Source organism: Streptomyces sp. NPDC052114, assembly GCF_040680155.1.
Lineage (GTDB): Bacteria > Actinomycetota > Actinomycetes > Streptomycetales > Streptomycetaceae > Streptomyces.
Genome location: NZ_JBFAWC010000035.1, coordinates 15474 through 28769, shown reverse-complemented (window position 1 = coordinate 28769; position 13296 = coordinate 15474). Strand labels below are relative to the sequence as shown.

Sequence of the window (13296 nt, the reverse complement as noted above, 5' to 3'; positions counted from 1 at the left end):
CCGCCGTCTCGGCCGACTCCGCTCTCTTGGCGAAGCCGGTCGGAACCTCATCGCGGATCCCGCGAGGATCACGGACCCCATAGGGGTCGTGGATCTCATGAGGGCTGTGGCCCCGTGACGGCTGTGGATCCCATGAAGATCGTGGACCCCGAGAGGGCCGCGATCCCTGCGGCGACACGTACCTCGCGAACCACGGCCTCCGCTTGACGACCGAAGCATGCCCGCCTCCCCGGCGGAGCTGCTCGCGCCCGCTCCCGCAACGGACCCACCCGCACTTCGCCCGCACCGCGAAGTCACCCACACCGCTGCGGATTTGATCACCCGGGGGGTAGATCACCCATGCACGACACCACAGCCCTGCTCATCGAACTAGGCGCCGTCATCCTGGGTCTCGGACTGCTGGGCCGCCTCGCGAGCCGGGTCGGATTCCCGCCCATTCCGCTCTACCTGCTCGCGGGGCTCGCGTTCGGCACCGGCGGTGTCGTGCCCATGAGGGCCAGCGAGGAGTTCATCGCCACCGGCGCCGAGATAGGCGTCATCCTTCTGCTGCTCCTGCTCGGTCTGGAGTACAGCGCATCGGACCTCGTCAGCAGCCTCAAGACCCAATACCCCTCCGGTGCCGTCGACTTCGTCCTCAACGCGCTGCCGGGTGCGGTGGCCGCGCTCGTTCTCGGCTGGGGTCCGGTCGCCGCGGTGGCGCTCGCGGGCGTCACCTGGATCTCGTCCTCGGGCGTGATCGCCAAGGTGCTGGGCGATCTGGGGCGCCTCGGCAACCGCGAGACACCCGTCGTCCTCGGGGTCCTGGTCATGGAGGACCTCGCGATGGCCGTCTACCTCCCCATCCTCACGGCCCTGCTGGCGGGCGTCGGCCTGGCGGGCGGCAGTGTCACCCTGCTCATCTCCCTGAGCACCGTCGGCGCCGTCCTGTTCGTGGCCCTGCGCCACGGCCACCTCATCAGCCGCGCGGTCTCCTCCAGCAACGCGGAGATGCTGCTCCTCGTCGTGCTCGGTCTCACGCTGCTCGTCGCCGGTATCGCGCAAGAGCTCCAAGTGTCAGCGGCCGTGGGCGCGTTCCTCGTCGGCATAGCGCTTTCCGGCGAGGTGGCGGAGGGTGCGAGTAGTCTGCTCACCCCGCTGCGCGACCTGTTCGCCGCCGTGTTCTTCGTCTTCTTCGGACTGTCGACGAACCCCGCGGACATCCCGCCGGTCCTCCTCCCGGCCCTCGCGCTCGCGGTGGTGACCACCCTCACCAAGATCGCCACCGGCTGGTACGCGGCCCGCAGGGCCGGCATCCGGGGCGCGGGACGCTGGCGCGCGGGCGGCACCCTCGTCGCCCGCGGCGAGTTCTCCATCGTCATCGCCGGACTGGCCGTCGGCACCGAGCCCCGCATCGGCCCGCTCGCCACCGCCTACGTCCTGATCCTGGTCATCTTCGGCCCCCTGACAGCGCGTTGGACCGAGCCGCTGGCCCGACGGCTCCGTCGCGCGCCCGCCGCCCCGCAGCCGGTTCGCGCGCCGGAACCGACGGCCTCCGTCCCCGCCGGCGCGTCAGTGGCAGGGGATGCCTGACGCCTGTCCGCGCCGTGGTTCGCGGCACATCGCGGTGCCGCACGGACGTATCGCGGACGTCTGATCTTGCGCCCGGGTTGTGATCAATTCGGGGGATTGACCCTGCGGGCAGAGATGCGATTGCCTCAGGAAGAGCCCTCGGCGCAGGATCAGCAGGGCCGGGGGAGAAGCGTCAACGGGGAAGCACAGGGGGAATCGTGACAAGAGCAAGTGGACTGCGCGCGCGTGGCAGAGGCGCGCGCGGGATGTCCGTCGCCGCACTCGTGGGGGCGATGGTCGTGCTGTCGGCGACGCCGGGCGTGGCCGCGCCGAAGCCGGGGACCGAGCGCGTCACCCTGTCGTCGACGGGGGAGCAGGCCGACGGCGACGCGTATGGACCGCAGTTGAGCGCCGACGGCCGCTTCGCGGTCTTCACGGCGTACGCGTCGAATCTCGTGCCCGGCGACACCAACCAGTCCTCCGACGTGTTCGTGCGGGACCTGCGCAAGGGGACCGTCGAGCGGGTCAGCGTCCGTTCGGACGGTGGGCAGGCCGACGGCACGTCGTCCGCTCAGGCCATCAGCGCCGACGGCCGGTACGTGCTGTTCCGCTCCAACGCCAGGAACCTGGTCCACTGGGACAACCCGCCCACGACCGACTCGGGCGACGACATCTATCTGCACGACCGTCGCACGGGCACGACGAAGCGGATGAGCGTCGCCCTCGACGGAGGGACGGCCTACGCGGCCAACGCCACGATGTCGGCCGACGCGCGGTACATCGCCTTCAACGCCAAGGCCGACCGGATGGAGACCGACCCCGCCGACCTGTTCGGAGCCGTGTACGTACTGGACCGTCGCACCGGCGCCGTGGAGCGGATCACCAACCGTGACCGTCCGGACAACCCCGCGCTCCTGCAGGGGCTGAGCGCGGACGGCCGTCAGGTGGCGTACACCCAGCTGGTGCCGCGCAGCTCGTACGGCAGGACGTGGGTGCACGACCGCAGCACCGGCACCGAGGAGCAGGTCAACGTCAGACCGGACGGCAGCCCGGCGGTGCGGTACGCGATGCCCGCCTCTCTCTCCGCGGACGGCCGCACCATCGCGTTCGACTACTGGGGCGACGAGGAGTTGGTGCCGGGGGAGACACCCGACAGTTCCTCCACCGTCTACGTCCGTGACCTGAGCAAGGACGTCACCCGACGGGTCAAGGCGAGTGCGGCCGGAGAGGACCGGCTGCGCGAGCCCCGGATCAGTCCGGACGGCCGTTACGTCACGTACCACGCGAATCCGCGCCTCCCGAACGGCGAACTCGGACCCGCCAACGCCTACCTCCGCGACCTGCGGACCGGCTCCACCCGCCTGCTCGGCACCTCCGCCTCCGGTGATCCGGTCACGGACGGCGACGTGACGGTCTCCGCGGTCGGTCCGGACGCCCGGTTCGTCGGTCTGAGCAGCGACTCGGCCCAACTCGTCCCCGGCGACACGAACGGCCGCTCCGACGGTTTCGTACGACGGCTGCGCTGACGGGTCGACCACAGGCGGGCCGCGGCCGTCAGCGTGAGGTGCTGAGCCAGTCCTCGTAGCGGGTGGCGGCCAGGCGTGCGCCGGGACCCGCGACGAGGACGTCGCCCTCGACGGCCGCGAACATGCCCGCCTTCTCGTCGGTGACGACGGTGCGGTGGTCCTTCAGAGCCGCCAGTGTGAGGCGGCCGAGCTCGTCCAGGGGGAAGACGTCGGGGCCTGCGACGTCGAGCGTGCCGTTGAGGGGCGACGCGCCGGCGACGTCGGCGAGGGCGGCGACCACGTCGGCCGTCGCGATGGGCTGGACGCGGGTCGGGGGCAGCCGGACGGTGTCCTCGTCGGAGGTCCACGACAGGACCGCATCCATGAACTCGAAGAACTGGGTGGCGCGCACGATCGAGTACGGCGTGGGCCCCTGGCGCAGCAGGTCCTCCTGCACGGTCTTCGCGCGGTAGTAGTCCAGCTGTGGCACCTGGTCGACCCCGACGATGGAGAGGATGACCTGGTGGCGGACGCCGGCACGCTCGCCCGCGGCCAGCAGGTGCTCCATGGTGGTGCGGAAGAACGCCGGCGATGCGTCGTCGAACGTGGGTGAGTTGGTCACGTTGACGACGGTGTCCGCGCCTTCCAGCGCCTCGTCGAGTCCCGCGCCGGTCAGCAGGTCGAGCCCGGTCGACAGGGACGCGGGCACCACCTCGTGGCCGGCCTCGCGGAGCGTGCGGACGAGCTGGGAACCGATGAGCCCGGTGGCGCCGATGACCGTGATCCTCATGTTCGTGCCCTTCCGTGAACCGAGTGCCGCTGTCGCCACATACTCGGATATCTGATGTCCGAGATAATACTCGGATAGCCTGTGTCCGAGTCAATCGGGAGGACGTATGAAGCTGTCCGGTGGCGTGGAATGGGCGCTGCACTGCTGTGTGGTGCTGACCGCGGCGACCGCCCCGGTCCCCGCTGCCCGGCTGGCGCAACTCCACGACGTCTCACCCAGCTACCTGGCCAAGCAGATGCAGGCGCTGTCCCGGTCGGGCCTCGTGCGGTCCGTCCAGGGAAAGACGGGCGGATACGTCCTGACCAGGCCGGCCGCCGAGATCACGGTCCTGGACGTGGTGCAGGCGGTCGACGGGGCGAGCCCGGCGTTCGTCTGCACCGAGATCCGCCGGCGTGGGCCCTTGGGCACGCCGCCCCAGGACTGCACCAAGCCGTGCCCGATCGCCCGTGCGATGAGCGCCGCCGACGCCGCCTGGCGGGCGTCGCTGCGCGAGGTCTCCGTAGCCGACCTCGTCGGCGACGTGGCACAGGACAGCGGCCCCGAGGCGCTGCCGAGGATCGGAGCCTGGCTCAATTCGTCCGGCTGAGCCGACACGTGAAGGGACGTCATCCATGACGCAGCCTGCCGAGGGCGCGCCGGTCTTCGTCGGCCCGGAGCGGACGGTCGCCGACGGACCGGGTGCGATCAGGGTCGTGTGGTCGCTGGGCGGCGACGGACGTGACCTGGACGCCGTCGTCGTACGCCTGGCCCCCGGCGCGACGGTCGACGACCGCGCGGAGACGGCGTTCGGGGTGCTGTTCACCGTGCTGGCCGGGAGCGGTGAACTCCAGGTGCCGGACGCCCTGTTCACGCTCGCGCCCGGCGCCCTGGCCTGGCTGCCCGCGGGCACCGCGCACGCCGTACGGGCGGGAGAGCGCGGACTCACCTATACGGCCGCCCACCGCCGCCCCCTCCGGAATGTCGGCCCCGAAGCCCACGACGACGCCGGTGAACCCGTGTGCCTGCTCGAACGCGTCTGCCCGGCGTGCGGTCGCCTGGCCACCGACCGCGAAGCGCGCTACTGCGGACGCTGCGGCACACCACTGGCGGAAGCGGAGGGACAGGAGCGGATCGAACCCGCGTGACGGGAGCCGGCGGAATCCGCGTGGCACGAGCCGACGGAACCCGCGTGGCACGAGCCGACGGAACCCGCGTGACAAGAGAGCCCGTCGCGTCACCAAGAGGAACCCCGGTCGCAAGAGGGGAAGTCGTGGCCCCCGGACGCCTGAGCGGTGACAATGAACGCATGCTGATCACCGCGGACCGCATCCTCACGGACACGGGAACCCATCTGCACGACGGCGCCATCCTGATCGACGGTCAGTCGATCGCCGCGGTCGGTCCCAGAGAGGAACTCGCCCGACGGGCGGGCCCGGACGCCCGACACATCGCCCACTCCGGCACCATCACGCCCGGCCTCATCGACTCCCACGTCCACCTCATCTTCGACGGCAGCCCGGATCCCGTCGCGGCCCTGCGCGACACCGACGAGGCACTCCTCGCCGACATGGGCCACCGCGCGGGCCAGTTGCTGCGCGCGGGCGTCACGACCGCCCGCGACCTGGGGGACCGCAACGGCCTCGCGTTCCGCGTCGCCGCCGACATCGAGGCCGGTCGGCTGACCGGCTCCCGCATCCTGGCCGCCGGTACCCCGGCGACCCCGCCCGGCGGACACTGCCACTTCCTCGGCGGCGAAGTGTCGGGCGAGACGGAAGTGCGGGCCCTGGTCCGCCGCAACGCCGAGGCCGGCGCCTCCGTCATCAAGGTCATGACCAGCGGCGGCGGGCTGACCAAGGACGGCCCGCGCAGCTGGCAGAGCCAGTTCTCCGGCGTGGAACTGCGTGCCCTGGTCGACGAGGCACACCGCGCCGGGCTCCCCGTCGCCGCGCACGCCCATGGAGCGGACGCGATCACCGAGGCGGTAGGGGCCGGGGCGGACACCCTGGAGCACTGCACCTGGATGACCGAGGAGGGCTTCGACCTGCGCCCCGACACGCTCGCCCGCATCGTCGACGAGGACATCGCGGTCAGCCTGACCGTCAGCCCGCACTGGCGCATGCTCCCCAAGGTGTTCGGCGAGGAGCGCGCCGCCGTCATGTTCGACCAGGTGCGACAGATGGCCGAGGCAGGCGCGAAGCTCATTCTCGGCACCGACGCCGGAGTCCAGCGCACCGGCTTCGACGGTCTGCCCGGCGCCCTGTCCTTCTACGCGCATCTCGGCATCCCGAACAGCGAGATCCTCGACATGGCCACCCGGCGCTCCGCCGAGGCGCTCGGTCTGGGCGCGTCGACGGGGCGCATCGCTCCGGGGCTCCGGGCCGATCTGCTGCTCGTCGACGGCGACCCGCTGGCGGACCTGGACGCGCTGGGACGGCTGAGCGGGGTCGTGGCGGCGGGACGGCTGGTCGCCTAGCGGGCGCGAAGGCCCGTCGCTCGGCGAGTGGTCGCCGGGCGGCCGATTCGCGCTCGGCGTCCTCGGCCGCCGCCCGCCCGGGTGATCTACTGACGTACGAGGCCATCCGCGCCGGCTCGCACCCGAGTGCGTGCGCTCGTGCGCGCAGGCGAGGAGCAGCGCACGCGAGCCGACGGCCATCCGTCACACCGCAGCAGGAGGTACGCAGCATGATCATCGATCTGTCCGGCAGGACCGCCCTCGTGACCGGCTCGACCCAGGGAATCGGCGCGGCCATCGCGGCCGGCCTCGCGCGGGCGGGTGCGCGGGTCGCGGTGAACGGCCGGTCCGCGGAATCCGTCGGCAAGGCGGTGGAACGGCTGAAGGAGGAGGCCGGAGACGCCGAGTTCCTCCACGCGCCCGGTGCCATCTCCACCGAGGACGGCGCCCGGCAGGTCTTCACGGCCCTGCCGCAGACGGACATCCTCGTCAACAACCTCGGCATCTTCGGGGCCGAGGGCGCCCTCGACATCAGCGACGACGAATGGCGCCGCTACTTCGAGGTGAACGTGCTGACGGCGGTGCGGATGATCCGCCACTATCTGCCGGGGATGAAGGACCGCTCGTGGGGCCGGGTCCAGAACATCGCCAGCGACTCGGCGATCGTCACCCCCGCCGAGATGATCCACTACGGCACGTCGAAGACCGCGCTCCTCGCGGTGTCCCGTGGCTTCGCCAAGGAAGCGGCGGGGTCGGGCGTCACGGTGAACTCCGTGATCGCGGGCCCCACGCACACCGGCGGCGTCGAGGACTTCGTGTACGAGCTGGTCGACTCCGCCCTGCCCTGGGACGAGGCGCAGCGCGAGTTCATGCTCAAGCACCGTCCGCAGTCGCTGCTCCAGCGGCTCATCGAGCCGGAGGAGATCGCGAACATGGTGGTCTATCTCAGCTCGCCGCTGGCCTCCGCGACGACGGGCGGCGCGGTGCGGGTCGACGGCGGCTACGTGGACTCGATCGTCCCGTGACCGCCACCTTTGAGGGCGCCGGTGCCGGTCTCCTGCTCGGCATCGACATCGGCACGTCCTCCGCCAAGGGAGTTCTGGTCCGCCGCGACGGCACGCTCGTCGCCCGGGCGCGGCGCGAGCACACGACGTCCACGCCTTTCCCCGGCTGGTTCGAGCACGACGCCGAGCGGGTGTGGTGGGCAGAATTCCATTCGCTGGCGCAGGAGTTGCTGACGCGGCGGCCTGCGGGGGAGGCGCTCGCCGCGGTCGGCGTCAGCGGCATCGGGCCCTGTCTGCTGCCGACGGACGACCGGGGCACGCCGGTCCGTCCGGCGATTCTCTACGGCGTCGACACGCGCGCCGTCGCCGAGATCGCCGAGCAGAACGAACGCTACGGCCCCGAGGAGATCATCCGCCGCTGCGGCTCACCCCTGACGAGCCAGGCCATCGGCCCCAAACTGGCCTGGCTGCGCCGCCACGAGCCGTCGGCGTACGCGGCCACCGACCGCTGGTACATGGCCAGTTCGTATCTCGTGCACCGCCTCACCGGCCGGTACGTCCTCGACCACCACTCGGCGAGCCAGTGCACACCGCTCTACGACCTGGCGGAGCGCTCCTGGATCACCGAGCGCTGTGAGGAGATCGCGCCGGGCCTCACCTGGCCCGAACTCGTCTGGCCCGCCGAGCCCGTGGGCACCGTCACGCCCGAGGCCGAGGCCCGGACCGGCATCCCGGCGGGCACGCCCGTCGTCGCGGGAACCGTCGACGCCTGGGCCGAGGCCGTGGGTGTCGGCGTGGCGGCCCCCGGCGACCTCATGCTGATGTACGGCACGACGATGTTCCTGGTCGCCACCCTGGAGCGGCCCCTGAGCAGCCCGCGCCTGTGGGGCACGGCGGGGGCGTTCGAGGGGACGTACTGCCTGGCGGCGGGCATGGCGACCTCGGGCGCGGTCACCGGCTGGCTGCGGGACCTGACCGGTACGTCGTACGAGCAACTCACCGCCGAAGCGGCCCAGTTGCCGCCCGGCGCCGAGGGGCTCGTGATGCTGCCGTACTTCGCGGGGGAGCGCACCCCGCTCTTCGACCCCGACGCCCGAGGGCTCGTGCACGGCCTGACGCTGCGTCACGGGCGCGGTCACCTCTACCGTGCCGCGCTGGAGGCCACCGCGTACGGCGTGCGGCACAACCTCGCCGCGATGAGCGAGGCGGGCGCCGCCGCCGACCGCCTGGTCGCGGTCGGCGGCGGCGCCCACGCGCTGTGGACGCGGATCGTCTCCGACGTCACCGGGCGCGCGCAGCACCTGCCGCGCCACACCATCGGCGCCGCGTACGGCGACGCGTTCCTGGCGGCCGTCGGGGCCGGGCTCGCCGAACCCGGCGACATCGCGCACTGGAATCCGACGGTCGACGTCGTCACCCCGGACGCCGCCGCGGCCGCCGTCTACGACGAGCTCTACGGGCTCTATCTGGACCTGTATCCCGCGACCCGTGAGGCCGCGCACGCCCTGGCCGCCCGGCAGCGCGCCGACAGCGGCGCGCCGCCGGAGTCCTGACGCTGTCTCAACTCTTGGGCGCCGCCGCGTTGCTGGTGGCCACACGGACGTAGTCGACGACGAGCTGCTGTGGGAACTGGGTGCTGCCGTCGGGGTCGCCGGGCCAGTATCCGCCGACCGCGAGGTTCAGGATCAGGAAGAAGGGCTTGTCGAAGACCCAGCGGTTGCCGTTGAGGTCGGCGGGGGTGCGGGTCTGGTAGACGTTGCCGTCGACGGACCACGTGACCTTGTTCGGTGACCAGTCCACGGCGAACGTGTGGAACTTGTCCGCGAACGCCTCGCCGCCGGGCAGTGTGTAGCCCGCGCCGATGCCGCCCGAGCCGGAGTAGCCAGGACCGTGCAGGGTGCCGTGCACGGTGCCCGGTTCGAAGCCGACGTTCTCCATGATGTCGATCTCACCGCTGTTCGGCCAGCCCACGTCACCGATGTCGGCGCCGAGCATCCAGAAGGCGGGCCACATGCCCTGGCCGCGCGGGACCTTCATCCGCGCCTCGACGTGGCCGTAGGTCTGGGTGAACTTGCCGGAGGTGTTCAGCCGGGCCGAGGTGTACTCGCACCTTCCGTACCAGCACTGGTAGTTGCCGGGGTTCTCCTTGCGGGCGGTGATGACCAGGTTGCCCTGGCCGTCCAGCGCGGCGTTGTTGTTGCCCGCGGTGTAGTACTGCCGCTCGTGGTTGTTGACGTTGTCGCCGGTCTCGATCTGCCACTTCGACCCGTCGACCGCCGACCCCGCGGGGCCGTCGAAGTCGTCGGTGAACGTGGCGGCCTTGGATGCGGCGGAGGGGGAGCGGGGCGCGGGCTCGGCCGAGGCCCCGGTGGGCAGCGCGGTCAGGGTGAGGGCGCCGCAGGTCAGGGCGAGCACGCCGAGTTTGGTGCGGCGGCGGAGGGGGAGGCGCATTGTCATCACATCGCTTTGTGTGGGGGGCGTATGTGGCTTCTCTGGGGTGTGAGGGTGATGCAGAAGTGCATGCGCATGACAAAATACGGTCGAGAACTGAACGCGGCGGGAGGATTGTCGCGGCGCTTTGTTCAGTACTTGATTTAAGGGTGACTCCCCTGGGGCGTCAAGGAGTTGGTGCGGACCAACCTCGTCCGATGTCTCGACTGTCTCAACGCGCCCGCATGAAGCGGTACATGCCGATCGAGCCGTGCGCGGCGGTGTCCGCGAAGCCGAACTTCTCGTACAGGAAGCGCGCCGGGCCGTCGGCGATCAGTGAGACGTACGCGGTCGCGGGCGCGCGGCGCTCCAGCTCCTCGGTGAGCGCGGCCATGATGTGCCTGCCGAGACCGCGCCCCTGATGGTCGGGGTGCACGCAGATGTCGACGACCTGGAACGCGGTGCCGCCGTCCCCGATGATCCGTCCCATGCCGATCGGCGTGCCCTCGTGGTGCAGCACCACGCCGTGCCAGGTGTTCGGGAGGGCGATCGCGGCGGCCGCGGGATCCTTGTCGGAGAGGCCCGCGTCGGTCCGCAGGCGGCGGTAGTCCTCGACGGACGGCACTCCGGTACGCAGGTCGTAAGAGTCACTGAGCGATGTCATGTATTACATCGTAAGGGTGCGAGGGAAGTACTTTTCCATCAGTGATGGAAACTTTCGGCGTCCGGTGCTCTCCTGGGCGCATGGCCACCGATTCCACCCGGGCCGCGCTGCTCGACGCGGCGGAACGGCTCTTCCTCGATCACGGCTACGAGAAGGTGTCGGTCCGCGCCGTCAACGCCGCGGCGGGGATGAACCCGGCCGCTGTTCACTACCACTTCGGCACGAAGGAGGACCTGGTCGCCGCGCTGCTGCAGAACCGGCTCGGTCCGCTGTGGGCGGAGCCGCTCGCCGAGGTGGAGCGACGGCTGGACGAGGGCGGGACGGTGGACGTCGACGAACTGGTCGCCGTACTCGTACGCCCCCTCGACGAGCTGACGGAGAAGCCGCGCGGCAGACTGCTGGTCCACCTCCTCGCACGCGTCGTGCTGCGCCGCCGTCAGCTGCCGTTCGACGCCCACTGGTTCGGGTACGCGCCGTGGCAGCGACTCCTGAGCGCGGCCCGGCCCGACCTGCCCCACGAGGAGGTCGCCCATCGCTGGCGGATGACGTTCGACCTGCTGCTCCAGCTGTACGGGGAGCCGCAGGCGCCCGCCGCCGAACTGGGCCGTACCCCCCGACCCTCGACGCGGTCGGTCACGTCCTTCATCGCCGCCGGCCTGAACGCCCGCCCACCGATTGACAGTTCCTGAACGCCAACCCACCGCACGACAGTTGAGGAGTTGACCGCCCATGCCGCCCTCCGCGGACTCCGCTCGTACGGCTCGTGCCCCATCGGACGAGGAACCGGCCGGGGCCGGGCAGGGCCACGCGCCCGACCTGCTGGCGCCGGCCCGTCTCGGCCCCCTCACCCTGCGCAACCGCGTGATCAAGGCGGCCACCTTCGAAGGAGCCACCCGCGGCGCCCTGGTCAGCGACGACCTGATCGAGTACCACCGGCGCCCGGCCGCCGGTGGCGTCGGCATGACCACCGTCGCCTACTGCGCCGTCGCACCCGAGGGGCGCACGGAACGCGACCAGATCCACATGCGGCCCGAGGCGCTGCCCGGACTGCGCCGCCTGGCCGACGCCGTCCACGCGGAGGGCGCCGCGATCTCCGCGCAAATCGGTCACGCGGGACCCGTCGCCGACGCCGCGTCCAACGGCCTGCCCGCCCTCGCGCCGAGCCGCCTCCTGAGCAAGGTGAGCCTCCGCGTCGTCCGCGCAGCCACCCGGGACGACATCGCCCGGATCGTCCGCGCCCACGCACGCGCCGCCCGCACGGCACTGGACGCCGGTTTCGACGCCGTGGAGATCCACCTCGGCCACAACTACTTCGCCAGCGCCTTCCTCAGTCCCCGCCTGAACAAGCGGAAGGACGAGTACGGCGGCTCCCTCGCCAACCGGGCCAAGGTCGCCCGCGCGGTGGCTCGGGCGGTCAGGGACGAGGTCGGCTCGGCGATCGCCGTGACCGCCAAACTCAATATGGACGACGGGGTGGGCGGCGGCATCTGGCTCGACGAGAGCCTGCGGACCGCGGCCTGGCTGGAGCAGGACGGCAGCGTGGACGCCCTCCAGCTGACGGCGGGCAGTTCTCTGCTCAACCCCATGTACCTGTTCCGCGGCGGCGCGCCCGTCCGCGAGTTCGCCGCCACGTTCCCGCGGCCGCAGCGGTTCGGCGTCCGGATGCTCGGCAAGAAGTTCCTGCGCGCCTACCCGTATCAGGAGGCGTATCTGCTCGACTCCGCCCGGCAGTTCCGGGCCGCGCTCTCACTGCCGCTCATCCTCCTCGGCGGGATCGCGGACCGCTGGACGGCGGAGCGTGCCATGGCCGAGGGCTTCGAGTTCGTGGCGATGGGCCGCGCCCTCCTCCGCGAACCCGACCTCGTCCGGCGGTTCGCCGAGGACCGGGCGGCGGGACGCCCCACCCGCTCCCTGTGCATCCACTGCAACCGCTGCATGCCGACCATCTACTCCGGGACCCGCTGCGTCCTGGTCGATCTCCAGCCGCCCGCGTCCACGAACCGCTGAGAGGAGACAGCGTGGGAACCTTCGCCGTCACCGGCGCCGCCTCGGGCCTGGGCGCGTGCGTCGCGGCCCTGCTCACCCGCCAAGGACACCGCGTCATCGGTGTCGACCGCCACGGCGCCGAGGTGAACGCCGACCTGGGCGAGCCGGCGGGCCGGACCACCGCGATCGCCGGGATCACCGAGCTCTCCGAGGGGCGGCTCGACGGCCTCGTCCCCTTCGCGGGCATCGCCGGCGGGGCCGGGAGATCGCCGGGCCTGCTGGTCTCCGTCAACTACTTCGGGGCCGTGGACCTCCTGGAAGGGCTGCGACCGCTCCTGGCCGCCGCCGGCCGGTCCTCCGTCGTGCTCGCCTCGTCCAACTCCGCGACGACCCAGCCCGGTTGGCACCCCGAACTCGCCGAAGCCTGCCTGACCGGCGACGAGGAAGCGGCCCGCGCCCTGAGCGAGTCCCTGGGCGACGACGGCGGAGTCCTCGCCTACCCGGCCACCAAAGCGGCCCTCGCCCACTACGCCCGGACCCGCGCCGCCGACTACATCGCCGACGGGATCCGCCTGAACGCCGTCGCGCCCGGCTACATCGACACCCCCATGACCCGGGCGGGGCGCGAGGACCCCAAGATCTCGGCCGGCATCGAGGCGTTCCTGGCCGCCATTCCCGCGGGCCGCCCCGGCCGTCCCGAGGAGGTCGCGGAAGCGGTGCTGTTCCTGCTGTCCGCCAGATCCGCGTACTGCGTGGGCACGGTGATGTACTGCGACGGCGGCCTGGACGCCGCGGTGCGCGGCCGGGACTGGCCGGCCGTGTGGGAGAAGCAGGGCTGAGCGCCCGCGCGGCAGGGAGACGCGGACCCTCACGGGTACCCCGAAGGGGTGGTCGCCCGGGTGAGCCGCGTCTCACCTGCCCGGCGCGGCTTGTCTATG

At 71.7% G+C, this 13296-nt stretch carries 13 protein-coding genes; 10 read left to right on the top strand and 3 right to left on the bottom strand.

The features are described from left to right. Positions 1 to 339 precede the first annotated feature (339 nt). Together AB0L89_RS40290 and AB0L89_RS40285 are read left to right on the top strand one after the other, a co-directional pair. Complete coding sequence (locus AB0L89_RS40290; RefSeq protein ID WP_365152831.1) at positions 340 to 1569, top strand: cation:proton antiporter; 1230 nt, start codon at positions 340 to 342, stop codon at positions 1567 to 1569. A gap of 245 nt (positions 1570 to 1814) precedes the next feature. Continuing rightward, complete coding sequence (locus tag AB0L89_RS40285; RefSeq protein ID WP_365152829.1) at positions 1815 to 3074, top strand: hypothetical protein; 1260 nt, start codon at positions 1815 to 1817, stop codon at positions 3072 to 3074. A 28-nt stretch (positions 3075 to 3102) separates the two neighbouring features. Here the strand turns inward: AB0L89_RS40285 and AB0L89_RS40280 are convergent, their stop codons facing one another. Beyond that, positions 3103 to 3843 (bottom strand): NAD(P)H-binding protein, encoded by a 741-nt coding sequence (locus tag AB0L89_RS40280; protein ID WP_365152827.1) that lies wholly within the window; start codon positions 3841 to 3843, stop codon positions 3103 to 3105. A gap of 106 nt (positions 3844 to 3949) precedes the next feature. Between AB0L89_RS40280 and AB0L89_RS40275 the strand changes: the two genes are divergently transcribed. The 5 genes from AB0L89_RS40275 to AB0L89_RS40255 all read left to right on the top strand — a co-directional run bounded on the left by AB0L89_RS40275 (position 3950) and on the right by AB0L89_RS40255 (position 8831). Continuing rightward, positions 3950 to 4429, top strand: coding sequence for an Rrf2 family transcriptional regulator (locus AB0L89_RS40275; protein WP_365152825.1), 480 nt, complete (start codon positions 3950 to 3952; stop codon positions 4427 to 4429). A 25-nt stretch (positions 4430 to 4454) separates the two neighbouring features. After that, positions 4455 to 4967: a hypothetical protein gene (locus AB0L89_RS40270; protein WP_365152823.1), complete on the top strand. Its 513-nt coding sequence runs from the start codon at positions 4455 to 4457 to the stop codon at positions 4965 to 4967. A gap of 161 nt (positions 4968 to 5128) precedes the next feature. Beyond that, a complete protein-coding gene (locus AB0L89_RS40265) occupies positions 5129 to 6295 on the top strand; it encodes an amidohydrolase family protein (RefSeq protein WP_365152821.1) in 1167 nt (388 codons plus the stop codon). 209 nt (positions 6296 to 6504) lie between these two features. Continuing rightward, complete coding sequence (locus AB0L89_RS40260) at positions 6505 to 7299, top strand: SDR family oxidoreductase (RefSeq protein ID WP_365152819.1); 795 nt, start codon at positions 6505 to 6507, stop codon at positions 7297 to 7299. Then, complete coding sequence (locus AB0L89_RS40255; RefSeq protein ID WP_365152817.1) at positions 7296 to 8831, top strand: FGGY-family carbohydrate kinase; 1536 nt, start codon at positions 7296 to 7298, stop codon at positions 8829 to 8831. The genes AB0L89_RS40260 and AB0L89_RS40255 overlap by 4 nt, the downstream gene beginning before the upstream one ends. A 7-nt stretch (positions 8832 to 8838) precedes the next feature. Here AB0L89_RS40255 and AB0L89_RS40250 read toward each other — a convergent pair whose 3' ends face one another. Next, a complete protein-coding gene (locus tag AB0L89_RS40250) occupies positions 8839 to 9729 on the bottom strand; it encodes a glycoside hydrolase family 16 protein (RefSeq protein ID WP_365152815.1) in 891 nt (296 codons plus the stop codon). Positions 9730 to 9940: 211 nt separating this feature from the next. Continuing rightward, positions 9941 to 10372, bottom strand: a complete 432-nt coding sequence (locus AB0L89_RS40245; protein WP_365152813.1) for a GNAT family N-acetyltransferase — start codon at positions 10370 to 10372, stop codon at positions 9941 to 9943. An 80-nt stretch (positions 10373 to 10452) separates the two neighbouring features. Between AB0L89_RS40245 and AB0L89_RS40240 the strand changes: the two genes are divergently transcribed. Genes AB0L89_RS40240 through AB0L89_RS40230 form a run of 3 tightly spaced genes read left to right on the top strand, consistent with a single transcriptional unit; the run spans position 10453 to position 13197 of the window. After that, positions 10453 to 11061 carry a helix-turn-helix domain-containing protein gene (locus AB0L89_RS40240; RefSeq protein ID WP_365152811.1) on the top strand — a complete coding sequence of 203 codons (609 nt, stop codon included), beginning with the start codon at positions 10453 to 10455 and terminating at the stop codon, positions 11059 to 11061. A gap of 40 nt (positions 11062 to 11101) precedes the next feature. Further along, positions 11102 to 12379 (top strand): NADH:flavin oxidoreductase, encoded by a 1278-nt coding sequence (locus AB0L89_RS40235; protein WP_365152808.1) that lies wholly within the window; start codon positions 11102 to 11104, stop codon positions 12377 to 12379. 11 nt (positions 12380 to 12390) lie between these two features. Then, the gene (locus AB0L89_RS40230) at positions 12391 to 13197 is read left to right on the top strand and encodes an SDR family oxidoreductase (protein WP_365152806.1); all 807 of its coding nucleotides are present in this window, start codon (positions 12391 to 12393) and stop codon (positions 13195 to 13197) included. Positions 13198 to 13296: the final 99 nt, after the last annotated feature.

Bases quoted from the DNA above. Each gene is read 5' to 3' on its own strand.
- AB0L89_RS40290 (WP_365152831.1), top strand. From the start codon at position 340: ATGCACGACACCACAGCCCTGCTCATCGAACTAGGCGCCGTCATCCTG.
- AB0L89_RS40235 (WP_365152808.1), top strand. From the start codon at position 11,102: ATGCCGCCCTCCGCGGACTCCGCTCGTACGGCTCGTGCCCCATCGGAC.
- AB0L89_RS40280 (WP_365152827.1), bottom strand. From the start codon at position 3,843: ATGAGGATCACGGTCATCGGCGCCACCGGGCTCATCGGTTCCCAGCTC.
- AB0L89_RS40275 (WP_365152825.1), top strand. From the start codon at position 3,950: ATGAAGCTGTCCGGTGGCGTGGAATGGGCGCTGCACTGCTGTGTGGTG.
- AB0L89_RS40240 (WP_365152811.1), top strand. From the start codon at position 10,453: ATGGCCACCGATTCCACCCGGGCCGCGCTGCTCGACGCGGCGGAACGG.
- AB0L89_RS40260 (WP_365152819.1), top strand. From the start codon at position 6,505: ATGATCATCGATCTGTCCGGCAGGACCGCCCTCGTGACCGGCTCGACC.
- AB0L89_RS40250 (WP_365152815.1), bottom strand. From the start codon at position 9,729: ATGCGCCTCCCCCTCCGCCGCCGCACCAAACTCGGCGTGCTCGCCCTG.
- AB0L89_RS40245 (WP_365152813.1), bottom strand. From the start codon at position 10,372: ATGACATCGCTCAGTGACTCTTACGACCTGCGTACCGGAGTGCCGTCC.
- AB0L89_RS40285 (WP_365152829.1), top strand. From the start codon at position 1,815: ATGTCCGTCGCCGCACTCGTGGGGGCGATGGTCGTGCTGTCGGCGACG.
- AB0L89_RS40265 (WP_365152821.1), top strand. From the start codon at position 5,129: ATGCTGATCACCGCGGACCGCATCCTCACGGACACGGGAACCCATCTG.
- AB0L89_RS40270 (WP_365152823.1), top strand. From the start codon at position 4,455: ATGACGCAGCCTGCCGAGGGCGCGCCGGTCTTCGTCGGCCCGGAGCGG.